This is a genomic window from Lactiplantibacillus dongliensis (assembly GCF_005405105.1).
In the GTDB taxonomy this organism is placed as follows: Bacteria; Bacillota; Bacilli; order Lactobacillales; family Lactobacillaceae; genus Lactiplantibacillus; species Lactiplantibacillus dongliensis.
The window spans coordinates 1-24,499 of the sequence record NZ_BJDK01000035.1; the positions used below are offsets into that span (position 1 = coordinate 1).

The 24,499-nt window shown below is 45.0% G+C and carries 24 protein-coding genes and 1 riboswitch; of the genes, 14 read left to right on the plus strand and 10 right to left on the minus strand.

The window, feature by feature from the left end; genetic code table 11:
• Nucleotides 1–111 precede the first annotated feature (111 nt).
• Nucleotides 112–750, minus strand: coding sequence for an SDR family oxidoreductase (locus tag FFM80_RS11820; RefSeq protein WP_137640981.1), 639 nt, complete (start codon nucleotides 748–750; stop codon nucleotides 112–114).
• 164 nt (nucleotides 751–914) lie between these two features.
• On the opposite strand from FFM80_RS11820, the gene FFM80_RS14540 reads away from it, so the two are divergent.
• Entirely contained in the window at nucleotides 915–1,058 is a 144-nt protein-coding gene (locus FFM80_RS14540; RefSeq protein WP_171001103.1) for a hypothetical protein, read from the plus strand.
• 71 nt (nucleotides 1,059–1,129) lie between these two features.
• On the opposite strand, the gene FFM80_RS11825 is transcribed toward FFM80_RS14540, so the two are convergent.
• Entirely contained in the window at nucleotides 1,130–1,801 is a 672-nt protein-coding gene (locus tag FFM80_RS11825; RefSeq protein WP_171001104.1) for a DUF4097 family beta strand repeat-containing protein, read from the minus strand.
• A 78-nt stretch (nucleotides 1,802–1,879) separates the two neighbouring features.
• The gene (locus FFM80_RS11830) at nucleotides 1,880–2,446 is read right to left on the minus strand and encodes a TetR/AcrR family transcriptional regulator (RefSeq protein ID WP_137640983.1); all 567 of its coding nucleotides are present in this window, start codon (nucleotides 2,444–2,446) and stop codon (nucleotides 1,880–1,882) included.
• Between the two features lie 133 nt (nucleotides 2,447–2,579).
• On the opposite strand from FFM80_RS11830, the gene FFM80_RS11835 reads away from it, so the two are divergent.
• The 5 genes from FFM80_RS11835 (at nucleotide 2,580) to mutY (ending at nucleotide 6,065) form a co-directional block, all read left to right on the plus strand.
• Nucleotides 2,580–2,918 carry a hypothetical protein gene (locus FFM80_RS11835; RefSeq protein WP_137640984.1) on the plus strand — a complete coding sequence of 113 codons (339 nt, stop codon included), beginning with the start codon at nucleotides 2,580–2,582 and terminating at the stop codon, nucleotides 2,916–2,918.
• 90 nt (nucleotides 2,919–3,008) lie between these two features.
• Nucleotides 3,009–3,455 carry an Hsp20/alpha crystallin family protein gene (locus FFM80_RS11840; RefSeq protein WP_137640985.1) on the plus strand — a complete coding sequence of 149 codons (447 nt, stop codon included), beginning with the start codon at nucleotides 3,009–3,011 and terminating at the stop codon, nucleotides 3,453–3,455.
• A 534-nt stretch (nucleotides 3,456–3,989) separates the two neighbouring features.
• A complete protein-coding gene (locus tag FFM80_RS11845) occupies nucleotides 3,990–4,496 on the plus strand; it encodes a putative immunity protein (RefSeq protein ID WP_137636028.1) in 507 nt (168 codons plus the stop codon).
• A 32-nt stretch (nucleotides 4,497–4,528) separates the two neighbouring features.
• The gene (locus tag FFM80_RS11850; protein ID WP_137640986.1) at nucleotides 4,529–4,903 is read left to right on the plus strand and encodes a hypothetical protein; all 375 of its coding nucleotides are present in this window, start codon (nucleotides 4,529–4,531) and stop codon (nucleotides 4,901–4,903) included.
• A 61-nt stretch (nucleotides 4,904–4,964) separates the two neighbouring features.
• Nucleotides 4,965–6,065 carry an A/G-specific adenine glycosylase gene (gene mutY, locus FFM80_RS11855; RefSeq protein WP_137640987.1) on the plus strand — a complete coding sequence of 367 codons (1,101 nt, stop codon included), beginning with the start codon at nucleotides 4,965–4,967 and terminating at the stop codon, nucleotides 6,063–6,065.
• A gap of 179 nt (nucleotides 6,066–6,244) precedes the next feature.
• Here mutY and FFM80_RS11860 read toward each other — a convergent pair whose 3' ends face one another.
• Nucleotides 6,245–7,564, minus strand: a complete 1,320-nt coding sequence (locus FFM80_RS11860) for a serine hydrolase domain-containing protein (RefSeq protein WP_171001105.1) — start codon at nucleotides 7,562–7,564, stop codon at nucleotides 6,245–6,247.
• Between the two features lie 347 nt (nucleotides 7,565–7,911).
• Here FFM80_RS11860 and FFM80_RS11865 point away from each other — a divergent pair, with 347 nt between their 5' ends.
• Entirely contained in the window at nucleotides 7,912–8,232 is a 321-nt protein-coding gene (locus tag FFM80_RS11865) for a hypothetical protein (protein ID WP_137640989.1), read from the plus strand.
• A 138-nt stretch (nucleotides 8,233–8,370) separates the two neighbouring features.
• Here the strand turns inward: FFM80_RS11865 and FFM80_RS11870 are convergent, their stop codons facing one another.
• Nucleotides 8,371–9,006 carry a DNA-3-methyladenine glycosylase gene (locus FFM80_RS11870; protein WP_137640990.1) on the minus strand — a complete coding sequence of 212 codons (636 nt, stop codon included), beginning with the start codon at nucleotides 9,004–9,006 and terminating at the stop codon, nucleotides 8,371–8,373.
• A gap of 39 nt (nucleotides 9,007–9,045) precedes the next feature.
• On the opposite strand from FFM80_RS11870, the gene FFM80_RS11875 reads away from it, so the two are divergent.
• Nucleotides 9,046–9,414, plus strand: a complete 369-nt coding sequence (locus FFM80_RS11875) for a DUF488 domain-containing protein (protein WP_137640991.1) — start codon at nucleotides 9,046–9,048, stop codon at nucleotides 9,412–9,414.
• 230 nt (nucleotides 9,415–9,644) lie between these two features.
• Nucleotides 9,645–10,049, plus strand: a complete 405-nt coding sequence (locus tag FFM80_RS11880; protein WP_137640992.1) for a Spx/MgsR family RNA polymerase-binding regulatory protein — start codon at nucleotides 9,645–9,647, stop codon at nucleotides 10,047–10,049.
• 89 nt (nucleotides 10,050–10,138) lie between these two features.
• On the opposite strand, the gene FFM80_RS11885 is transcribed toward FFM80_RS11880, so the two are convergent.
• Complete coding sequence (locus FFM80_RS11885; protein WP_137640993.1) at nucleotides 10,139–10,639, minus strand: phosphatidylglycerophosphatase A family protein; 501 nt, start codon at nucleotides 10,637–10,639, stop codon at nucleotides 10,139–10,141.
• A gap of 554 nt (nucleotides 10,640–11,193) precedes the next feature.
• Here FFM80_RS11885 and FFM80_RS11890 point away from each other — a divergent pair.
• The gene (locus tag FFM80_RS11890; RefSeq protein ID WP_223877356.1) at nucleotides 11,194–12,087 is read left to right on the plus strand and encodes an alpha/beta hydrolase; all 894 of its coding nucleotides are present in this window, start codon (nucleotides 11,194–11,196) and stop codon (nucleotides 12,085–12,087) included.
• 61 nt (nucleotides 12,088–12,148) lie between these two features.
• Nucleotides 12,149–13,126 carry a 2-hydroxyacid dehydrogenase family protein gene (locus FFM80_RS11895; RefSeq protein ID WP_137640995.1) on the plus strand — a complete coding sequence of 326 codons (978 nt, stop codon included), beginning with the start codon at nucleotides 12,149–12,151 and terminating at the stop codon, nucleotides 13,124–13,126.
• 465 nt (nucleotides 13,127–13,591) lie between these two features.
• Here FFM80_RS11895 and FFM80_RS11900 read toward each other — a convergent pair whose 3' ends face one another.
• Complete coding sequence (locus FFM80_RS11900) at nucleotides 13,592–14,815, minus strand: peptidoglycan recognition protein family protein (protein ID WP_137640996.1); 1,224 nt, start codon at nucleotides 14,813–14,815, stop codon at nucleotides 13,592–13,594.
• Between the two features lie 445 nt (nucleotides 14,816–15,260).
• On the opposite strand from FFM80_RS11900, the gene FFM80_RS11905 reads away from it, so the two are divergent.
• Nucleotides 15,261–15,917, plus strand: a complete 657-nt coding sequence (locus tag FFM80_RS11905; RefSeq protein WP_171001106.1) for a CPBP family intramembrane glutamic endopeptidase — start codon at nucleotides 15,261–15,263, stop codon at nucleotides 15,915–15,917.
• A 911-nt stretch (nucleotides 15,918–16,828) separates the two neighbouring features.
• On the plus strand, nucleotides 16,829–18,253 hold the full coding sequence (nhaC, locus tag FFM80_RS11910; protein ID WP_137640998.1) for a Na+/H+ antiporter NhaC: 1,425 nt from the start codon (nucleotides 16,829–16,831) through the stop codon (nucleotides 18,251–18,253).
• A gap of 48 nt (nucleotides 18,254–18,301) precedes the next feature.
• Here nhaC and FFM80_RS11915 read toward each other — a convergent pair whose 3' ends face one another.
• Nucleotides 18,302–19,414, minus strand: a complete 1,113-nt coding sequence (locus FFM80_RS11915; RefSeq protein WP_223877357.1) for an SIS domain-containing protein — start codon at nucleotides 19,412–19,414, stop codon at nucleotides 18,302–18,304.
• A 654-nt stretch (nucleotides 19,415–20,068) separates the two neighbouring features.
• Nucleotides 20,069–20,167, plus strand: a riboswitch (purine riboswitch).
• Nucleotides 20,168–20,237: 70 nt separating this feature from the next.
• Here FFM80_RS11915 and ade point away from each other — a divergent pair.
• Entirely contained in the window at nucleotides 20,238–21,917 is a 1,680-nt protein-coding gene (gene ade, locus FFM80_RS11920; protein WP_137640999.1) for an adenine deaminase, read from the plus strand.
• A gap of 30 nt (nucleotides 21,918–21,947) precedes the next feature.
• Here the strand turns inward: ade and FFM80_RS14545 are convergent, their stop codons facing one another.
• Nucleotides 21,948–22,124, minus strand: a complete 177-nt coding sequence (locus FFM80_RS14545; protein WP_171001107.1) for a hypothetical protein — start codon at nucleotides 22,122–22,124, stop codon at nucleotides 21,948–21,950.
• A gap of 61 nt (nucleotides 22,125–22,185) precedes the next feature.
• Nucleotides 22,186–24,024, minus strand: coding sequence for a heavy metal translocating P-type ATPase (locus tag FFM80_RS11925; RefSeq protein WP_137641000.1), 1,839 nt, complete (start codon nucleotides 24,022–24,024; stop codon nucleotides 22,186–22,188).
• Nucleotides 24,025–24,499 lie beyond the last annotated feature (475 nt).

Here is a 24,499-nt window from a genome sequence, read left to right on the forward strand (position 1 = left end):
AAATCGAAATTAAATTTACTCATAAATGAAACCCCCAAAATTGGATTTTTCTGTCCAACCTTGGGGGTTCACTTTAAGTCAGTCGCTGATTTTTTGAGTGGCGATTAAAGTTTAATACCAAGCTGGTTTATCGCCATCAGTGTTAGGTTTGTTGACCCCTAGGGATGCTCGAACACTTTCGGTTGGGTTAGTTGCTAATTTCACAACTAACGCGGCGATACTTTTCCGTGACACTTCCGTTCCTTTAAAGGCATCATGCCGGCCGGTTGTTTCGTAGTCGATCTCATCTTTATTAGTCAACCAAGCTGGTCGAATAATCGTGTAGTCGAGGTCGGAGTTTTCTAAGACCTCAGCGGCACTGTAATAACGGGTCAGGTAGCTGCCTAGAGTCGCATTGTTCCATTCGCCAAACTTACCAGGCACTTCGTCGTAGATCCCTAACGTTGAGATCCAGATTAACCGTTTGATGTGAGCAGCATGCATTGCGTTTAAGACGGTTTCCGCCTGAACTTTAATATTTTGGCCAGCTAGGTTAGCGTAAACGACATCTTGACCTTGCATTGCCTTGGTCAACTTATCAGCGTCGGTCGTGTCGCCATCGATCAGGGTGACCCGGTCCGATTTTAAGTCACTGAGCCGTTGCGCGTTACGTAAGTAAAGTGTCAAATCAACATCGGTGTTACCTAAAAATTGCGTTTCAGCTAACTGGGCGATTTGGCCCGCAGCGCCGAGAATAAGTACTTTTGTCATATGATCCCCTCCTGAATGTCTTAACTGTAAATCTTATAATTACAGAATGCAAGTTAGGTGTTTCAAAATTTTTAAAACAAAAATGCGCCACTAACTAGTTTTAGCACTATAATAAACATGTAACGGACATTGGTTCCGTTTCCATCATAAAAGAGGCGATTATCATGGCACAAAAGCTTAGCAAGGAACAAAAGAAAGCTATGATTCAAAAAGCTGAAGAAGAACGTGCAAAGCATCCAAAGCAAAAGAACGGTGTTTCCGGTTTTGAAACCATCGACGAAGATGCTAAAAAGTTAGCTAAAAACTAATCTTTTAACGTTCTAGATTAAAAACGACTGCCAACTAAAATGCTGGCAGTCGTTTTGTGTTTAAATCAGGATTAGTTGGTGGTCAGGCTTAACTGACCGTTTTGGCTAGTGACCGTGAGTGGATGTGTCCCGACTTGTCGGTAAATCTTGGCTTGGGGTTTACCGTTAAGCTTGAACTGTCCATTTTTAATCGTCACGTTTAAACCATTAGCGGTTAATCGTTGCAGGTCAGTGCGGCCGTTAGTTTTGGTGAAGTAGCCACCATGGGTCACAGTTAGGTGGTTAATTAAGGTCGTACCGTTAAGGTGTTTTAACGCTAACGTCCGAGTCGTTAATTGCGATAAAGACAAGGTTCCGTTAAGCAACTGGCCGTTAATGGCTTTCAATTGATGGGGATTAGTAACTGTGATGGTAATGATAGGCGATTTGCCGATTTCCAACTGATGCTGTCCAGCGTCAGTCTGTTGTAATTTTAACGTTCCAGCTTGGTGGGTTAGCTTAAATTCATTAGCAGCAGTGTGTTGTAAGGTGATTTTATTTACTCGGCCAGGCTTGATGGTGAGTTTAGCGGTGCGAACGTTGAGACTGAGTTGGTCGAGCTGGTTAATGGTTGTTGTGCGTGTGGTTAATCGGTTGAATTGTAATTGGTTAAGATTGACTCGGTGATTACTGAGGTTGAGGCCAACGACGGTTAGGATAAGAAGAACGATAATGGTTAGTAGGATCGTGAATGTTTTTTTCATAAGAAGCTCCTTTTGTGTTGATGAATGAATATAATTTTTATTCATTCATTTTTAGTATTAAAAAATAACCAACTAGGGTTATTTTAGAATGACGGTTAACATGCCAGTGATTAAATCAGTTAATAATTGGTAATAATCTGTCGTTTGGATTTCACTTTGATGGAAATCAATCACGGTCAAAGCATTGAATAGGCTGAGTGCTCGTTCTTGCGTCATCTCAGGTTTCATTAGGCCCTGCGTTTGCCACTGTTTGATCAGCTTTAGAAGCAAAGTATAGACAACACTATCTTCTACGGCTTGAGCATTATGACTCGCAATCAAGGCATTGAGTTTGGGGTTAGTGAACCATTCCTGCAAAATCGTATTTTGATTTGTAAATTGAAAGATTTGTTGCAGAATCGTCTTTATCAAAGGTTCAGGTGCTTGATCCAAATCAACATTAGCGATGATTTTGGCTTTAACGGCTTCATTTTCAGTCGTATAGACTTTAACGAATAGTGCTTCTTTAGAGTCATAGTAACGGTAAAAGGTCCCTACGGCTACGCCAGCATTTTGCGCAATCTGGGCAATATTAGTTGCCTTAAACCCTTGTGTTAAGAATAAGTGATGTGCCGCCTGAAATAGGGCTTGTCGTTTATCGACCATTCAAAGAGCCTCCTTTACTGAATGAATATTAATTTAATTCATTCATTTTGTCAAGTGTCTAAATGTGAATTTTACGATAGCGCTTACTAGACGGGTGCAGTATAATATGAGCAAATCGATGGAGGTGGTCATAATGACGCAATTTACAGCCTTTATTGCGAGTTTGGATGACACTTTAGCTCAGGAAAGGTTGTCACCAACGAACTTGGTGCAAGTGCCGGTTACATTCAGCTTTCAGCATCAGCATTTACAAGTCGAGCTGACAACGTTGCAAACGTCATTCAATCAAGGGAACAATGACTTTGGGGTAGCTGATATCTTGGATCGGATTCGGTCACTGGTCGGTGTTGAACTAGCTGATGTGCCAGAAGAACGGTGGCCACGCACCACGATAACTAAGCCCATGACGATCACGCCATATAAAGTTGTTCGGGTGATTCCAGTCGATATGCAGGATTATCAAGTCATTTAGCACTCTGTTGTGTAGAGTGCTAAATTGTTGAAATTAATCGATAGCAGCTTAGAATAGAAGTTGTAAACAAGTTGAAAGGGTGATTAGGATATGGCTAATGAGATGTTGAATTGGAACCACGATTTATTTGATCGGTTGAGTGATTTTTCTAAGATGGATGATTTATTAACGGGGTTAGGCCGTTCGGTGGCTAACGTAACTGGCCATGATAGTGCCTTGTTGAAGACCGACATTAAAGAAAATGATGAACAGTACACGATGCAAATCGATGTTCCTGGCATTCAAAAGGCTGATATTGCCTTGAAGTATCGCAATGGCCGGTTATCGATCGGTGTGAAACGCGACAGTCTCAGTGATGATAGCGATAAAGATGGCAACATCATCACCAGTGAACGCCAAACGGGCCGTTTCGGGCGTGAGTATTCATTACCTGACGTTGATGCGGCCAAGATTGCGGCCCATTATGATAATGGGGTCTTGAGCTTAACCTTGCCGAAGAAAGCCGCGGCCGATACGCATCATATTGAAATTCAATAAGGATTAAGGCGAGTTAATTTCGCCCGGACGGTGATGCAAGTTGAACGAAACTTGTGCACCGTCTTTTTTTAATCGGTGTGCAACTGACAGATTTAAATATTTTACGAAATTTGGTAGTTGATTGGACCTAAGTGCCTCGTTTTCTGTTACAATTCAGTAATATCGGAAGTTCTTTATGTTACCAAACGTGACGTCATTAAACGGGGTCACAGGTTGATCATTACTGAGTTGTGGTGGCAATCAACGGCCTTGCTAGGTGCCGGTTTTGCACCGATGACGGGGTAATTTGAGGCTAGGTAGTCATAGACGGCGACCGATATTAAGCAACGTTAGGTCATGGTGGTGGATTGGTGGCTATCAGGCAGTATCTCTTGTTTAAAGCGCACATCAGCAGTTCCTGATTCGCTAGGTATCGGGATTGACGCGTGCTACTTGGGACGCCCTTGCGCCAACCGGGTCACAGCCGAAACAATGGCCTAACGTCGATGTATCGTTTGAATAGTCGCAGGATTAGTAAGAAAGTAGGAATGTGTGATGACGGAAGGTTTTAGACCGAGTCACCCTAAAATATCGATTGACGATGACCCTGGAATACGGAGCCAAATCGAAAGTTTAACCGGTGAACTCTCCCAACAGCAACTCGCCAAGTGGGCGTTGATTATCGCGAAAAAAGCGATGCAGTATGTCGATGACAATCAGAAGCATGATCGCCAATTACGATTAGCGATTGATGCCAATGAATTGTGGCAGGTTAATTTAGCTAGTGTCTACCAAGTGCGCCAAGCCAGTGCCAAAGTTGAGGCGATGGGCGCTAATAGTACCAGTTCAATTGGGGCGGCTGCATTAGAATGTATCAGTTGGGCAATTGCTTCGGCGTATGTCGATGAGAATGCCTTACGCGCAGCTGACCAAGCCATTAAGTTAGTCAACTTGACCCAACCCAATGACCAAGCAGCTGTCACGGCCGAACGCCAATGGCAGTACCAGCAATTGGCCGGATTGGTTCAAAACATCAATTTGGGGTTACGCCATATGCTATAATGCCTACAGAGTTAAAGTTAGGTGGGGATTAGATGGCAGCCGAAAATCATGTGCAGGCTAAGGCAGAGTTGTTGCGTCAGTATCAAGAAATTGTTTCGAAGTATATGGATAATGTCTACGAAACGGTTGATGCCGATGCGCATTTTAAGTTAAAAAATCAGTTGGGCTTTAATTATTTTGTCGATTATTTATTCTTAGCGAATGTCTGTTATCAAGCAAGCTTAGATATTTTAAATAACGAAGATCAGAAGTATCCCGAGAGTAACGACCGGTTAGCGGCGGTGATTGTCAAGTATCCAGAATATTTGACAATGGCGGTCTTTAACGCCGACTTTCAAGATGCTAGCGTGACTGATCATTACGAAAAAACATTAGTTGATCTAGCTAGTACGCTAGACGTTGAATAATTAGCAATGAGCTTGGCGAGGGCGACCTAGTCAGGCTCATTTTTAGGTAGGAGGAATTTCTTTGATTGAATGGTCACCCGCAACAATTAGCGCCTTTCAGACGACGTTACTGGCCTGGTTTGATCGCGAAGGTCGCGATTTGCCATGGCGTCATGATCATGAACCGTATCATATCTGGGTCTCAGAGATCATGCTCCAACAGACACAAGTTCAGACGGTTATCCCATACTACGAGCGTTTCATGGCGTGGTTTCCAACGGTGACGGCCTTAGCTCAGGCCCCCGAGAGTCAACTGCTAAAGGCTTGGGAAGGCTTAGGGTATTATTCCCGGGTGCGCAACATGCAACGCTGTGCGCGCCAATTATTGGCGGATTATGAGGGTCAGTGGCCCAAGACTGCCACTGAACTCACGGAATTGATTGGTATTGGCCCGTATACAGCGGGAGCGATTGCTAGTATTGCCTTTAATGAACCAGTCCCGGCTGTCGATGGGAATGCGTTTCGGGTCTTTAGTCGGTTATTAGAGATTGACGCTGATATTGCCAAGCCGCAGACCCGGTCGTTATTTGAAAAAGTGATTGCGCGGATTATCCCTAAAGATCGGCCGGGAGATTTTAACCAAGCAATTATGGATCTCGGTTCTAGTTATATGACCGCCCGTAATCCTGATTCGGCCCATTCGCCGGTCAAGGACTTCAACCAGGCTTATCTGGATGGCAAAGAATTAGATTATCCCGTCAAGACGAAGAAGCCGCGGCCAGTCCCAGTTGATTATGTGGCGGTCTTGGCACAAGCTGACGGGCAATGGTTAATGACGCAACGGCCTAGTAATGGCATGTTAGCGAACTTATGGACAGTACCATTGCTGAAAGTAGCGGACCTAGATTTAGCTGAAGATTACTTGCCAGCTGATCTAGAATTAGCGATTCAAACGTATTTCCAACAAGAGTATCAATTGCGCGTCACTGGTTTTGATCTGGGCTTAAAGCCAGTTAAACATACATTTACGCATCAAAAGTGGACGATTCAGTTATTCGGTGCCAAGGTTGAACAGCCAGACCTAGCTTACTTTCCAGGTAAACTTGTGTCGACGGCGCAACTGACAACACTACCGATGCCTAAAGTGCAAGAAAAGATATGGGATCGTTACCAACCAAAATAAAGCACGTGTTTCAAAGCTTGATCGACTTTGAAACGCGTGCTTTATTTTGGCTTTAATTAGTGTTCATTTATAGTCACTTATTAGTGGCGGGCGGTCCAGAATTGGCTCAGTGACCACCACGTTCCAGCCGATGCTGGGCCAACCAGAGTGGCAATTTAATTCAGTACTAAGTTAACACTTTACATGTAGTACTGAACGAGACGATAAAGCGTCTTTTCAGTCAAATCAGCGGTCGTGGTACCCGTGCCTTTTTGATTAGAGAAGAAGAGCACGCCGGTCTTGTTACCTTCAGACAAGTACATGTGAGTTGTGACACCGGTGTCGCGTAAACTACCGGAACTGTACTTCATGTGGTTACTCTTAATGTGCCACATGCCACCATCATAGGCGTACTTGTAGTGGTTGGATAAGTAATAATAATCACTCTTATTTAAAATTTTGCCATTCCGCAAGCCTTTTTGCACGGTGTAGTAATCGGCTGGTGACATATACATATTACCGGCACCGGTCAAAGAGGATAGCAGGTTCGTCGTTAATGGATAATATTGGTAATTCTTGTTATCCACGTACTTATAACTAACGGCAGGAGTTAAATTAGCTGGAATCGTATTATAGAAGTAAGTATGCGTTAACCCGAGCTTGTTAATAATTCGGCTCTGCACGTTTTCTTCTAAGGATTTTCCAGTTAGCTGTCGAATGATCCCTGCTAAGATAATGTAGTTAGCGTTGGTATAGTGGTGCTTGCCGGCACCAGTCGCGTTCAATTGACTGATGGCGTATTGTACGGACTGCGCTTCGGTTAAGAACCTACCAGGATCAAGCTCTTCATTGGCTTGTTCCAAACCAGAGTTGTGGTCTAGCAGTTGTCGAATCGTGATATCGGCACTGGTCTTAATGTTAGGATAGAATTTACTGAGCCGCGTGTACTGGGTTAATTTGTGTTCATTAACCAGTTGGACGATGATGGCCGCGGTGATGACTTTTTGTAAGGAGGCCGTTGGATAGACGGTTTCGTTAGTATTCAACTTACGACCGCCATAGTAAGCGTAGCCGGTCGATGCGGTGACACTATTGCTAGCATAATTCTTGATCAGCATCGCGGTGCCGCGGTAGTGATACTTGTCAATTAAGGCAATGGCGTTTTGTTTTACTGAATAAGGCTCAATCGCGCTTTTTTTGACCCAGCCGATAGTTTTGCCATAATAGCTAAATTTAACCCAAGTGCCACTAGCGGTGGTCGCTTGCTGAGTTACTTTGATGAAACGATGTTCCCAGTTGCTCCCATTCAAATCACGGGTGGCCGTTGATCGACTAGTATTATAGATACCATATTTATAAATGCCATCGTTCGTTTTGGCTTGATTCACAAAACGGGCGGTGTAGTTTTGTGTGGACTGATTACTGATGGTGTCGTAAGCATGGGCAATGGTCGGCGTTGTGAACGCGACCGCTGCCACGGTGCCAGCTAACCCCAAAATAGTGGCCATTTTTTTCATCATAAAACTCCCCATAATCGTTTTAGTGATTAAATCATACCTTCAATGTGCAGTTGAAACAAGCTTATTCGTCGGATGTACACGAACTTAAACCTAATAACCGCGGGCATACGTTAACTTTATGTCAAAATCATTAAATTTGATCGTTAAATGGGCGGGAATGTTAGTTGGCTGTTTTGGAAAGCTAATGATTGTCAGAATTCGTTGGGAAAAAACGAGATTGTTAAGTGAGCGCGACTCGCGGGTAAGTTTCCGCTTTGAAATGCTGGGGTTTGTGGTAAACTAGTGAAAAATGATGTTGCGGGCGGTTGCAAGTGGTAAGCAACCTAGAAATTAACGGAGGAATAAAGATGCTAAATGTATTTGATGTCGTTAAGTTAACTGAGATTGATCATAAAGAGATTGATAGCAATCAAGTTGTTGTCACGGATGGCAATGGGAAGCCCAATGCGGTCTTAACAGAATTACTGAATGATGTCGTCGGCAACATGCGAATCTTTATTAATATGGATGAAATTTATTCCGTTAATGACCTAATGAAAGCCCTAGCTGATCACACGCCACTACCTGACGATGTGTTGGATGAATATGAAAAAGTCCTGCGGGAACCGATCTTCAATATTAATTTTGTTCCCAAACGCGGTCAGGTTGAATTGGTCGTTGGTGAGTAGGGTGTTAGTGCTTGGGTTTACTATAAAAAAACAGTGATTCAGAAAATTTTTCTGAATCACTGTTTTTTGTTGTCGCTTATGCTTGGAACTAGTTGGATTAGAATGTCAGTTTAATTAGTGCCTAGCGGATGGCCACTATTATTTCCAGCCGTGATCCGCATGCCAGTCACGCTTCCGGCTATCACTAATATACGGATTGCCGGCAACGACAAAGCGCAATGGTAACTGACCACTAGCCGCTTCGGCGTTAACGCCAACACGTGGTAAGGCACTAATGTGTTGCGGCGTCTGTGACTGAGTTAGGTCAACTGCAATATCACTAGCGGCAATTGGCAGTAGATTCATATCTTGATCCTGAATCCCTAGTGCTTGCATTAACTTACCAGGGCCGTTAGTGACTTGAACACCGGTTTTACCACGGTTGGTTAATTGTTGGTCAACATTTAGGGTGGGTTCAATAGCCCGAATCAAGACACCTTCCGGAGTTTCGGCGGGTTGAGTCACAATGTCTAATAAGTAGTTGGCGCGTAAGCGGTAGATATATAGGGTGCCGGGTTCGCGATAGAGCGGTTCGCTAAAAGCGGTCCGGCGACCGTTGTAAGCGTGGGCGGCGGTGTCGTTAGCGCCTAAATAGGCTTCAGTTTCAACGATTAAACCGCCAACAGTTCCCCCGGGATTGCGATATAATAAAGTTGTGCCCAATAAGGCTTGGGCGATTTCAATGGTGGGCCGACCGGTGAAGAAGTCAACGGTGGCGAACTTAGAAGTTGTCAATAGTCAAGGCCTCGAATTCTAAAGATTGAAGATGATGAGATGGCGTTAAAGTTAGAACGTATCTATACTAAACCAGCGGATCTGGATGGTTATCGGGTGTTAGTGGATCGATTATGGCCGCGTGGTATGTCGAAAGTCAATGCCCAGCTTGACGACTGGGTCAAAGAAATTGGCCCATCGACGGAATTGCGTAAATGGTTCAATCATGAACCAGCCAAGTATCCAGAATTTAAGACCCGTTATTTAGCTGAGATTAAAGCTAATCCAATCACTGCTGATTTTATAAATCAGATTGCCGAACAACTCAAAACGACCAATGTGATTTTATTATACGGCGCTAAAGATGAAGAACACAACCAAGCGGTCGTTCTAAATGCCTATTTACGCGACCAATTAGGGTTAGATTAGGCGCGTATCGCCAGGTTAAAAAGATAAAAAAATTAATCCCGGACGCACCAAGTCCGGGATTAATTGGGTAATAAACTGCGACAATCAAATTATTTTAAATATTTTCCTGAAAACGCTAGCAATTCGTGATAAATTTTGCTATGATTAGGTTGTTAATTAATGACGTCAACTATTACAGTGCACAATAATGGGGGTTGCATTGTTAGGCAAGCAAGATTGGGGATAATATTATGATAAACTTATGTGTGTTACCAAGTACCGCAAGTTGTCGCAAAGCCCATCGCTGGTTACTCGAGCATCGGATTCCGTTTCATGAACGGAATATGAATGCTCAGCCTTTGACGGAAACTGAGATTAAACATCTGCTTCAATATACTTATGATGGCATCGATGATTTGATCAGCACGAAGTCCAATGCTTATCGACAATTAAGTAAAACAACGCCAATTGAAGATATGCCATTGAGTGAAGCTGTGCATGTCTTGAGCCAAACGCCGCAATTATTACGGCGACCGATTATCTTTGATGATCATCGTTTGTTATGTGGCTTTAATCAAGACGAAATTCGGATGTTCATCCCACGTGATCAACGTGTCTTAAAGATGAAATCACTGGCTGAACATCAGATGGCGTAGGTTGGGGGCCAAAAGTTAATTTAAAATTCAAAAAAGGATGCTAACTGTCTGATTAAACTGATATCGGCAGTTAACATCCTTTTGCTTTTTTAAGCGTATTTATGGGCAACCTTGGCTGCAACGGCAGCGGCAATCGCGCCAACTAAGTCGTCAATAAATGTATTAACAACGCCGGATTTGTCCGTGTCTAGCTTTTTAATGACGCCTTCTTTAACTTTATCCACGTAACCATAGTTAGTTACCCCGATGGTACCGTAGATATTAGCCATGTTGAGGGCTAAGCCTTCGTCGACCCCGAAGACCCCCGCATCGTTGGCAACAATTGTTTGAAGCGGTTCGCTGAGTTGCCCCGCAGTCGCTAGCCGGTCAAGCTCGAGGGCCACCATGGCATTGTTCAGTAACTCTCGTTTATGCAAGACTTCTTTAGTTTCGGTTTCACATTCGGCAATCGTTAAGTCCGGCACATACTTAGTTTGCAACTTAAAGGTAATCTGCGCGATTTCGTGATACGTAATGCCTTTTGCAGCCAGTGCCTGTACCACGAATTCGTAAGCTGCTTTATCCGGATATTTAAATGCTTTATTATACATAGTTTTCCTCCAATGAATTATTTTAGTTAGGTTAATAGCCGTCTCCATTGATCAGTCTGTTCGTGGTGGGGTACCTTGTAGCTGCAAGGCGCTTTCAAGCCGAAAGCCACCCAGCTAAGTGTCTCGACACGGCGAACAGACTGATCACTACGACTCAAACTAGTTTTCTAATTGTTTAATCAGCTAGTAAATTGATTCCGTTGGCGCTTAGTTAAAACTGCTGCCTACTGGTTACAGTAAACTTAAAAATATCGGTTAATTAACGCCGGGCGGGCCAGAATTGGCGCACAAACACGGCCACCGCGTTCCAGCCGATACTGGTCCAACCAAGGTGGTAAGTTCGATCTAACTGAAGTGTTTTTGGCGATTATTGTAACCACCAGTAACATTAAGTTCGTTCACTAAGGTTACGTTCCTTATTATACTAGTCTTCAATCTAAAACCGAATTAAAGGTCCCCACCAAATAAGTGGTCGTTTTGATTATTAATTGCGGTTTTAAAGGAAACGGGTAAAATAGACTAGTGGAGTTTGACGGGGAAAGTGGTGAATTTTGGTGAAACGATTCAAAACGGTACTGCAATTTCTACTGCTTGCCTTTGTAATTGGGGCTACGGTCGTCTTAATTGGTGCCGGTGGTGATAGCACCAAAATTACGAAAGTGACCAGTCAGTTGCGGTCGCTGCCGACCCAGCCGATTAGCAGTCAGTACCAACAGTCGAAAACGGCAACGGTCTTTTTACATGGGTATAATGGCGGGGCGTATTCGACTAATTATTTAATTAAAAAAGCCGAAAAAGCTGGCGCGGCCCAAAAAGCATTAGTGGTTAATGTTTATAAAAATGGCGTGATGGGCTTTAAAGGTTATTGGAAGCAATCAATTAAAAATCCGATGGTCCAAGTGGTTTTTCAAGACAATCATGCTACGCAAAAGACGCAAATCTATTGGCTACATCAAGTCCTAGTGCAGTTAAAAGCTAAGTACGGTGTGACCAAGTATAATGCGGTCGGCCATTCATTGGGATCTAATGATATTGTCAATCAGGCGCTAACTTATGGCCGTGATCATCGTTTGCCTAAGTTACGTAAGATTGTCACGATTGCCGGACCTTTTGATGGTTTGACCGGTTACCTGAATGCCGAAACGGAACGGCATGTTCAGACAGTTGCGGCTAAGCCAACGCGGTTTACGCGGCATTTTGCGGCCATGCTCAAACAACGGGCAAACTTTCCGAAGCATGTGCAGTTGCTGAATGTGATTGGTGATACGAACAGCGGGTTCAACAATGATGGTTATGTGGCAGTAGCGTCAGCCCGTTCGGTGAGTTATTTGCTACGAGATAAGCTGGCTCGTTACCGCGAAGAATTTTATAGCGGGGCGAATGCGGCTCATTGTGCATTGAACCAGAATCCAGCGGTGGCGCGCTCGATGATTTCATTTTTATGGTAATTAAGTTAGGGCGAAGATGTGAATCTTCCGCCCTTTCGTTGTTTAGAAAGTAGGTTAAGACATGGCAAAAATTTTTATTTCCGCCAAGGTTCCAACAAGTGGGATTCAAGCATTACAACAGGCTGGCTATGAACCAGCTGTGTACCAAGGGGCGGGGTTAATCACGCCAACTGAATTAAAAGCAGGAGTCGCTGATGCGGCCGTCTTGATTACCCCGTTATCAACGCCTGTGACAAAGGACATTATTGATGCTGCGCCTAAGTTACGGTTGATTGCGAACTTTGGGGCCGGTTTTAATAATATCGATATTAATTACGCCGCCACCAAAGCCATTGCGGTTACCAATACCCCGGGAGTCTCGACCGCTAGTACGGCGGAAGTCACGGTCGGCTTAGTCTTGGCATTAATGCATCGGATGGTCGAAGGAGACCGTCTAATGCGGACGACTGGTTTTGACGGTTGGGCCCCGTTGTTTTTCCTAGGCCATGAGTTAGCTGGTAAAACGCTAGGAATTGTTGGCATGGGCCAGATCGGACAAGCGGTGGCCAAACGGTTACATGCATTTGGCATGAAGATCGTTTATACGCAACGTCATCAACTAGACGTCTTTACGCAAAGTAAGACCGATGCCACTTATTTAACATTGGCTGAACTGCTAAAAACGGCTGACGTGGTGAGTTTGCATGCACCCTTAACACCAGCAACGCAACATTTATTGGGTGCCAATCAATTAGCTTTGATGCAGCCAAGTGCCTATTTAATTAACGCGGCGCGTGGCCCATTAGTTGATGAACACGCTTTGTTGGCGCAGTTAAAGGCTGGTCAATTAGCGGGTGCGGCCCTAGATGTGTACGAAACGGAACCCCAATTAACACCGGGATTTGCGGAACTGAAGAATGTTATTTTAACGCCGCATATCGGTAACGCGACGGTTGAAGCCCGCGATGCCATGGCAAAGATCGTGACGGATAATGCGATTGCAGTGTTGAATGGGCAAGCACCAACCGCGGTAGTGAATGGCGTCGTGGAACCTAAATAAGTGGTTATCAAAAAAGAGCTGATGGCAATCAGCTCTTTTTAATAACCACTATTGTTTGTTGTTAGTTTAAATTGCCGCCTGCCGGTTGGCTTCTAAAACGCTGGAACGCCATGGACCATTTTGAAGCCAAAGAACGGTCTTCAAAGCTGGCGTTGGCCTAAGTCCGAGCAAACCACTCGCACTAAGGCCAACGACACGGCTGAGCATTTTAGAAGCCAACCTCTCGGCTAAATAACTGAACTTAAAGTAATCAATCGTTAACTTTTTAATTTCTGTTAGTTAACGTCGGGCGGACCAGAATTGGCTCAGTGGTGTCGTTTATCTTAGTCGTGATTTTCGACTTAGATAAAGCCCGGCTTGCGAGACCGTTCTTTGGCTCGCAAACGTGGATACCACGTTCCAGCCGATTCTGGGCCAACCAGAGTGACATTTTAATCCAACTAGCATCAAACGTAACTACTATATTTAGTCGAATTCCGTTGCGTTGATCCAATAAGGGGTGCCGCTAGTTGGAACGACGCGGTACCATTGGGTTTGAACGCCATCGATGATCCGGAAACCCTCGCAGTTGATTGCAACGGTTTGACCGCGCAAGCTACTAGTATTGCCGACTGGTTTTGATACATATAACGTATTTGGAATATGGTCGTAATAATCGGTATTACTATCAGCTTTAACTGTTTTTTGAAGCGTTAAGTTCTTGTTGAAGGTCAGCGTGCCGAAGTCTAAAGCTTTGCGATAAACCCAGTAACGTTGGGCCGAAGCTGACTTCTTAAAGCGAATCCGATACCATTTTGACTTCTTGGCTGTCTTGGTCCCGATTGCATCAATGTAAACGCGCTTGCCAGTGTAAGCTTTTGAGCGTTTCCAAGTGTATTTCTTGGTCGCCCGGGTCCCTTTAATGTGATTATAGAGACGGTAGCTGGTATAGCGATTGCTGAGTTTAGCGGTTTCGTAGCCGGAGCCCTTACGGTAAGTCGCTTTTTCATAGGCAGCATGATGCAATTGATTATATTGCCGTTTAACTTGTTGGTAGAATTGCGCCATCGTATAGGCTTGACCGAAATATTTACGACCAGCTGAGGCGTAATAACCGACTGGATCACTGTGATCGGACCCGCCTAGAAATTTAGAGACGGATGCATGTGACCAGACCGTACCGTTCCCATCGTAAGCCGCGTCGTTGGGCTTGAGATGGTACTTATTCAAAATGTAGGCCGTATAGTAGGCTGAATTAGCAATTTGATGGGCAAAGGCTGATTTGCTGTGAACTTCGACTTGTTCAAATTGAACAAAGCGTTGGTTGGCAGCGGGACCGGCGCCCCAAGCTAAATAATTCGTATTGGCAATGTTGATAATGCGTGAAGCATCCACGAAACTGTGTACGAATGCGTTATTGTAATGGGCCTTCATATAGGCCATTTCACCATAAATTGTTGAGGTAGGGTTAGCCGTTTCATGGACGACGACCCCTTCTGGTTTACCAACGCCGTGGCGGTATTTATACTTAGGAAAACCGCCCCAAATGGCCGTGGTAACTTTAGCATGACCAATCTTTTGATTACTAATATAACTGTTGACACTTTCAGCGTGGGCGGTAGTGGTTTGTAGCGCGACCCCGATACCGAATAAGGCGACGCCAGCCACGATTGTGCGTCTGATAAATGACCCCGTTGAGACTAACTTCATTAAATATGCGACCTTTCCATCAATTCCTGAAGAGTTGAACTATCCTTTTTATCTGCAAAAACTGTCCACTTTTTAGAATACCACTATTTAAACAACTTGGCGGTATCATTCAAACACCAAGTGTACCTTGCCAATGTTGCAAATAGATTACAACCAGTTAACATTACGAAATTTATATTCAGTTTTAAGATTAACCTTATTGATTAATTATATTTGGTGTTGATTGGGTTAAATTGCTACTTTGGTTAGGCCAGCGTTAAAATAACAACGATTAAAAAGCTAATGAGTGATTATTTTCAACTTTGAATCCCGGATTGAGTTTCGAAACGGCTCATGTTTTAGAACCCAACCGGTAGACGGCAATTGCAACTAGCATCAAGCGTACACGAATGATTATTCTTCACCGGTATCAAGCGGACTAATGAATAAAAGGCGGCGATTAGATTTGAAATCAAGAATCAGCTCAGTGTGGTGGGTTTATTTGGTGCTGTTGGGGCTATGGAGTATCCTAACGCCGATTATTCATGGTTGGCTACCGCATGTCGTGACGGGTTGGTGGTTTGACTTATTAACGGTTACAGCAAAAGCCATTCTGTGGACAGCCTTAACGTGGTGGGGGTGCCGGAGCTTTCGTGACCAATTAACCGATCAACCGCGGCAATTATGGCACCTGCGTCTAACCAAAGTCTTCTGGATAAGTTTGTTAGTTTTAATCGGTATCCAAAGTGTCGGTCAGTTATGGCAATCTCAGCCGTTTAGTATCAATCCACACTTACTAACCCGGGAGAACGGACAATTACTTAATGTCACCTTGGCCGCCGGATTATTTGAAGAATGGTTTTTCCGGGGCTTCTTAACGAATCGCTTATTAAAAACGGGACCGTTTTGGCGAGTGAACCTCGCACAGGCAGTGGCTTTTCAAGTGATTCACTTTCCGCTCTATTTAGTTGCTGGTTACAGCCCGTTAATTTGGCTCGGTAATATTGCCTGTGTCTTGCCGCTGGGCTTACTGTTTGGCTGGAATTATCAACGTAGTCATAGTATTTGGCCGTCGATGTTACTGCATATTGCATGGAATAGTATGGTATTTTTATTTGATTAAGATGATCTAAAATGCCGCTCCGGTTGGGCTGGAGTGATGCTGGAACGTGATGGCCACGTTTGTGAGCCACAGAGCGGTCTCACAAGCCGGGCTTTCACTAAATCGAGAAAAGGCACTCGATTAAGTGAAACGACACCACTGAGCATCATCCAGCCCAACCTGCGCTAATTACCCTGTTCAATGTTTGTTAGTCATAATATGAGGTCAATCATAGTCTTAGCGATTGGGCTGCCTTTTAAGACGTGACTGCCACGGTTGAGGTAGGGATTAAAAATAATCATTTATTTATAGACAACGTAGTCATTAACGGCGGGCGGCCCAGCAGTGGCTCAGTGGTGTCGTTTATCTTAGTCGTGGTTTTCGACTTAGATAAAGCCCGGCTTTCGAGACCGCTCTGTGGCTCGAAAACGTGGCCACCACGTTCCAGCCAATGCTGGGCCAACCAGAGTGGCAATTTAAGCCGACTAACATCAATCTCAAAATGAGAATATTATTAAAATAATGTCTTGACGATTAAAATAAACGGTGGTATTGTTAATGGCAAGTTAATATATTGAGCGTTGAACGTTACATCAAGTAGATGCAGGTCTGGGTGTCAGGAAGTCGGTGGTTGCTGCGAACCGATCAGGAGCTGTGGTTGAAATACGGTAACGGCCTTTCAAGTTTGAAACGGGTAATAACTAGAACCGTTATCTTCTAGTGAGTGGGGGATTGCATCGTCAATCCTCAACCTGGGTGGTACCGCGACTAGTCTAATCGTCCCTGTTGTTCTTAGTGAACAATGGGGACGATTTTTTTATATAGAAGAGGATGATTAGAATGACGATTAGACATTGTGGTGGGATAGCGCGATATTACCGGTGCTAATAGTTGGCGTTACTGAAGACAGTTTTTACGAGGAGTAATGACGTATGAAGCAAACAAAAAGCACCCCTAAAATTAGCACGTTAGAAGCAGTTATCGTATTGTTGGTCGTCTTGGGTATCATGAGTTTAGGCGTGATTGGATTTGGCCTGTCACCACAAGTACCAGTCCTCTTAGCCATGGGCGTTGTCACCGCTTGGGCGATGTTACGCGGCTTTCCTTGGTCGGCGGTGAATGCCGGTATTAAAGAAGGCATCGACCAAGGAATTATTCCAATCTTCATCTTTATCCTAATTGGCGCGATGATTTCAACTTGGATTGCGGCTGGGACGATTCCAACCTTGATGGTGATTGGATTTAAATTAATCAATGTTCAGTGGTTCTTACCATCTGTCTTTATCGTTTGTACGTTAGTGGGGGCTGCAGTCGGCAGCGCCTTTACGGTGACGTCAACGGTTGGGATTGCCTTCTTCGGGATGGGCGTGACGATGAACTTGAATCCGGCGTTAGTTGCTGGGGCCATTATCAGCGGCGGGATCTTCGGTGATAAACTATCACCATTATCCGAAACCAATAACCTCGCTTCTGCGGTCGTTGATACGGATCTATTCGCGCATATCAAGCATTTGTTATGGACGACATTGCCAGCTGGGTTGATCTCCTTAGGTCTATTCGCGGTATTAGGCCATGACAATACCAGTACTAGTTTAGCGAAGATTCATCAGACCGTCGCCGTTTTAAATGGCAACTTTACGGTTTCGGCGCTGGCCTTGTTACCAATTGTTTTAGTCTTTATCTGCGCTGGCTTTAAGATGCCAGCGATTCCAACCATGTTACTCAATATTTTCGTTTCGGCCGGGTTGATTTTATTCGAACAACCCCAGACGACCATGACGAAATTAACCGCTATTATTAATACGGGATTTGTCTCAAAGACGGGTAATGCGAGTGTTGATACTCTATTATCACGTGGTGGGATTGTCAGCATGATGAGTATGGTCGCCTTGATCGTGGTCACCTTGTCATTAGGTGGCTTACTAATGAAGTTTGGGCTGATTGGTCAGATTATGACGCCAGTTGCTAAACACTTAACGAGTGATGGTAAGTTAATTACGGCCGGTATTATCACGTGTATCGGTGTCAACGTCTTTGTTGGTGAACAATTTTTATCCATCATTTTACCAGGTCGGGCATTCAAGCAAGCCTTTAACAACGGCGGTTTGGATAATCAGTCGTTGGGCCGGGTCTTAGAAGATGGTGGGACCGTCATTAACTACTTAGTTCCTTGGGGTGTTGGTGGGGTCTTCTTAACTACCACGTTAGGGGTTCCGACGATTCAATACCTACCATTCGTCTTCTTTAGTTTACTTTGTCCCGTTATTTCAATTATTAGCGGCTTCACTGGGATTGGCTTGGCACATGTTCATCAGACTAAGCCAGCTAAATTACACCAAGCGGCCGAATTAAATTAAACGATTGTAAAAAAAGTGTCTGACGATGAGGTCAGGCACTTCTTTTAGTTATTCAGTAACGTTAGTGGGAATTTTAATTGCGTCTTGAAAATTGGTGAAAATCGGATGATTCAAGTTGATTCCCTTAGCTTTAGCGATAAACCAAGCTAAAACTTGGAACGGAATAATGGCTAGTAATGGCGCTTTCAAGGGATCGTCAACTTGATGTAATTGGAGCGTTTGACCGTCATTAATGGCAGGCTGCTCGCCGGTAAAGCTGATTGTGTAAATGTGTGGTGTCAGGTGTGACTCATAGGCTTTAACGGCTTGAAGCTGTTGCATGATGGCGGCCTTTTGGGTATTCAACTCGATGTAGAATTGCCGATGGGTCTCATGAGCGCCTAAGTAGCCGCCATGGGTAAAGTCAGCCAAGGTGTAGCCGTGGGTTGGGACCCGGACGATCTCCGTGAACTTTGTTTGCATCTCAGCTAAAGTCCCGGCAACGATATTCGACCCAATCGCTGTAAATTGTTGCGCTAAACCAAAGTCAATCGTGAACTTCCGGTAGTAGTCATTGGATCGTTGGATGGTTTCGTTGATATGTTCAATCAGAAGTCCAAATTCATCAAGTTCTTGGTTGGCAGCTAGTGTTGGCATTAACTGCCGGTCAACGGCACTGCGTAAGCCTAGGAACATTAGGGATAAGACGATGGCATTGTAACTTAAAGTGATGTAAGGAATCGTCTCTTTACCAGTTAAGATATCAAAAGTCACATCGGTTAGCGTCGTTAGCGCTGAATCTTTTTGGGCGGTCATAGCAATCGTATAAGCGTTCGATTCGGTCTTGACCTTTTGAACGGCGGCCAAGGTCGATGGATCCTGACCGCTAAGTGAGATACCAATCACTGTATCGACGTTGGGATTGACACGGGCATAGTTTGCATAGAGTTGGGCGTCTTGAACTTCGACTTGGACGTCCGCAACTTTTTCCATGTAGAAACGCGCACTTTGGGCGGCGTTGAGGCTGGAGGCAGTTGTTAAGATTAACCAGTGGGTCGTGTCAGTCGGTGCCTGTGCCAGTGCGGCGCCAGTTTGATCTGGATAGGCATCTAGAATTTGATTGAGCACGGACTGCTCACGGCGGATATAAGAAAGCATCGTTGGATTATTCATCATCATCATAGTATTGAACCCCTTAAACTCTTTTTAGTTAATAAGTTAAGACATCGCTTTCATGATAACCGGTAATCCGTTGTAAAGCAACGTGAACCAAATAATTGATGAGTTTATTGGTTGTTTACTTGCCACTGTGGTTGGCTCGAAGTTAATTACTGGTGACTTTTAAAGTAGGAATGACGTTTGGCGTAAGTTGCCACTCTGGTTGGGCCAGTATTGGCTGGAACGTGGTGGCCGCGTTTTTGAGCCATAGTGCGGTCTCAAAAGCCGGGCTTTATCTAGGTCGGAAAACTACCGACCAAGATAAACGACACCACTGAGCCAATGCTGGCCCGCCCGCCGTTAAATAACGGTATTAAAAAGTTAATCATTGATTATTTTTAGATCGGTCATTTAGCTGAGCGGTTAGTGCCTAAAATGTTCAGCTTTAGCTTCAAAATGGCTTATGGCGTTCCAATGTAACCGGTAGGCGGTAATTAACATCAAGCGTGATAACTATTTATTTTGACCAGCTAATTAGCCGAAAGATAGGCTTATCGATAAACCTAACAATAGTTGTCCTAGTCGGTGGAGACGGCCAATTAACGACTATAAAGGTTACCAACCAACACCCCCATTTGCATTTACCCTAGAAATCTGCTAAGGTTACGAACAACCAAATTAGAAAATAAATGAATTGCCTATATAATGCCATGATATGGATGGCGAGTTTCTACCCAATGCCGTAAACATTGGACTATAAGCGAATTGAGTCGATCGATGTCACCACAACTCGCTTTGTGGTGGCGTCGGTCGACTTTTTGCTCCTGATAGGCAGAAGGAGAACATTTTGACGAAAACAGTAGATATGGTTATTACCGGGGCGCAAGTGTTGAACGTGTTGACCCGTGAATTTGAAGTGACGAGTCTGTGGATTGATCAAGGCCACATCATTAGTAATCTAAAGGATGAACCGTACCAGGCCCGTGAACAAGTCGATGCAACTGGTAAGTGGCTTGTCCCGGGCATGATTGATGCCCATGTACACATGGAAAGTGCCATGGTGGCGCCGAGTGAACTGGGTAAAGTACTGTTACAACATGGGGTTACCGCGATTGCGACTGATCCGCATGAATTGGCTAATGTTGCGGGGGTCGCGGGAATTCAATATTTGATTGATGATGCACGCCAGACGCCCCTCGATGTTTTCTTTATGTTGCCATCTTCAGTCCCGTGTGTGCCCTTTGATGACAATGGCGCGACCCTGCATGCGGCTGACTTGCGGCCGCTATATGCACAACCGGAAGTTCGCGGGCTCGCCGAGGTGATGGACTATGGTGCCGTTGAGCGTGGCGATGCGGATACGCTAGCGAAGATTCGTGATGCCAATGCGCATGGCTATCACGCCGATGGTCACGCTGCCGGCCTCAATGCCCATCAGTTGAATGTGATGCGCAATGCTGGTTTAGATACAGATCATGAATGTACGACTGTTTCAGAAGCGTTAGCACGGGTTAAGGCTGGCATGTTTGTCTTTTTACGAGAAGGCACCGTTGAACGCGATGTGCAGGGGACCATTGGGGCCGTGACGGAAGCGAATGCGAGTCGCTTTGCCTTTTGTACGGATGATAAGACGATTGCGGATTTAATGACGGAAGGGTCGATTGATTATAACGTTAAGCTGGCGATTGCTAGCGGTATTCGACCAGCATTGGCTTATACAATGGCTAGTTATCATGCCGCTAATGCACATCGGTTAACCGATCGTGGTAGTCTGACGCCTGGTAAATTGGCGGATTTAGTGGTTTTAGATGATGTTAACCAGGTCAAGGTCAGCCGGACGATGAAGAACGGAATGTGGATTGACGAAGAAGCAACCACCAAACCGTTAGCCTTTACGGCGACTCGGATTCAGCAGCACGCCACGCTCACGGACTTGGCGTTACCATTAACTACGGGAAAGGCCAACGTGATTGGTGTACAGCCGAACCATATTGAGACAGATCACCTGATTAAGCAGGTACCAGTGGTTGCAGGTCAATTTGCGACGGATTTAGACCAGGATATTTTAAAAATGGTTGTTGTGGAGCGGCATCGTAATACCGGGCGCGTGGGGGTTGGTTTGGTGCATGGCTTTCAACTAAAGCACGGGGCGGTCGCTGGTTCAGTGGCACACGATGCCCATAATATTGTCGCAGTTGGTACTTCAGACTTGGCCATTTTACGAGCAATTGCCCAGATTACGCACACTAATGGCGGTATCGCCGTATCGGATGACCAACAAGTGACGGCGACGTTACCGTTAGCGATTGGGGGCTTATTGTCTGCCGCCAGCTATGAGACGGTCGCACAACAGTTAGCTGCGATTAAGGCAGCCTATAATCAATTATGTGATCAGCCGCTTGCTTTTGATCCGTTTATTACTTTGTCTTTTCTAACGTTACCAGTGATTCCAACATTAAAGTTAACTGACCGGGGCTTATTCGATTACGACAGCTTTGGGCTGATTCCGGTCGATTGTGGTCGTTAAAAAAATAAAGCAACCCTAATTTGGGTTGCTTTATTTTTTGCGCCGATTGCGATTTCGATAAGCTAAAGGTAGTGCTAAGAGCATGTAACCGAAGTCGACCAAGATAGCCTGACGGAGGTCAATCTTCATTAAGACCACCGTGACAAAGGTTAAGACAACGATGAAAATCAGGGATTCTTTGGACCAGTCCAAGACCCATTGTGGCATGGTATCACATCCATTTCGTTTCCCCTCAGCATAGCACTAACAAATCTGCTTTGGCAACGCTTTAATTCTGAGCGGCGCTGGGCGATTCTTTAGAAGTGGTTTTTGTTTGGGCACGATCGCTTAAAGCCCGCAAGGCCCACAGGATTGAAACGGTGTCGACAACTTCTTGTAGCATTGCGCCGAATAGGGCGGGGATAATCCCGGAACTGGCGATGAGCATGAGAATAGTACAGATAGCAATCCCAATCCAAACCGCTTGCTTAGCAACATTCAAGGTGTCTTTGGAGATCTGAATGGCGGTTACTACGCGATTAAGGTCATCTTTTAAGATCACCACATCGGCGGATTCACTGGCCGCGGTTGATCCGTGAGCGCCCATCGCAATCCCGACATCGGCGACCGCTAAGGAAGGCGCATCATTAACGCCATCACCGACCATAATAACGGGCCGTTGGTCATTTGGGACCGCTTTTAGATTCTTAATCTTATCAGCTGGTAGTAGATCTGCTTGGACAGTATCAATCCCGACTTCAGCGGCGATACGATCGGCAATCGCACGCTGATCTCCGGTTAACATCATCACGTTTTGAACCCCTTCAGCATGTAAAGCTTGCAAGGTGGCGGCGGCTTCTGGCCGGACGTTATCAATAAAGGTAATGACCCCGGCGTAGTGTCCATCAATGGCGACATAAATAGCTGTCTGAGCTAGTGGTTGCGCCGTGGTGTCCGGGTCAACGAAGGCTAGTTTGCCGACTTTGACGAGATGTTCATCAACGGTGGCGGTGACGCCACTACCCGTCACTTCAGCCAAATCGTTGGCGGCGCTAAGTGGTTGGTCGGCGGCGTATTTAACGATGGAACGGGCTAGAATATGACTGGAATTTTGTTCTGCACTGGCAGCTAGATGTAAGATTTTGGCGGCAGTAAAATCAGCTTGTGGCTGGATTTGGTTAACCGTTAATTGACCGCTGGTAATCGTCCCGGTCTTATCAAAGGCGGCGGATTTAGCCAGCGACATCTTTTCAAGCATGTCACCGGTCTTAACGACGATCCCATTGCGGCTGGAACGACTCATCCCAGAGACTAACGCGACGGGAGCTGCTAAGATTAATGGGCACGGTGAGGCGACCACGAGGACTTCGGCGAAACGATGCGGGTCACCGCTAAGGGCCCAAGCCACGCCGGCAATCACGTATGCGACTAAAGTAAAGGGCACTGCGTAACGATCGGCCAGACGAACAAACTTCGCGGGTCGCGCTTCGGATTCGCGGACTAACTTGACTAATTGTTGATACTGACTGTCGGCGGCAACTTTATCGACGACCATCGTGACGGCACTATCACCGTTAACGGCCCCAGACATCAAGTCGTCACCGAGTGCTTTTTCAACGGGTTTGGATTCACCAGTTAAGGAAGATTCATCGAACAAGGCCGTTCCCTGGATCAAGTGGCCGTCAACGGGGACGAGTTCACCGGGCTTGACGACTAATTGGTCGCCAACTTGAGCGGCGTCCACGTCAATATCGGTGAGCTGGCTGTCAACAAGTCGGTGGGCGACTTGCGGTGAATTATCTAAGAGGGCTTTTAATTCGGTATTCGCCCGTTTGGCGGCATAATCCTCTAATGAATCACCACCCGTTAGCATAATCAAGACCACTAGTCCGGCCCAGTATTCACTGACAGCTAGTGTTGCGACAATGGCCGTGATGGCTAACAGATCGACGCCATACTTGCCAGAGCGCAAAGTCTTGATCATCTCAACTAACATCGATAGCGCCATTATCGACCCCATCACGGTGATAAGCACCTGTGCCGCTAGTTGCCAGTGAAAGCCAAATTCTAAGATTAGCGCTAACACGCCAACACTAACGGTCAAAATCAGTTTGTAGTAATGTCGCATAAAAGCACCTTCCTTTTACATTGAAACCGGTTCCTTTGCTATTATCATTAGGATAACACTAATAAAAATTAATTCAAACAGTTTAGAATCATTCTAAATAAAAATTAATAATTTGCGGAAAAACTGATTAATTTTCAGAAAAATCGGGGCTTTTATGGCTAAAAAAGCGGTCTTATCCCTATCATGATAGGCTTAAACTCCCGTTAAACCGGCTATTTGAATTATTTTCTAATGCTAGTATAGTAATAGATGAACATCAGATATATCAGACGAAAAATACTGAAATCAGCATTTGTATAAGACGGGTCGCGCTGTACAGGTGGTAACTTGTTACCCTACCGTGCGACTTTTTGTGTATTATGGGACTATTTTAGCTACCGTTTTACAAATGACGTATCTGAATTCAAGGGGGTTATCCATTAGCAAGATATTTGGAGAGTGTGAGTCAGAGCGGGTTGAAGCTGAGTATTAGGCT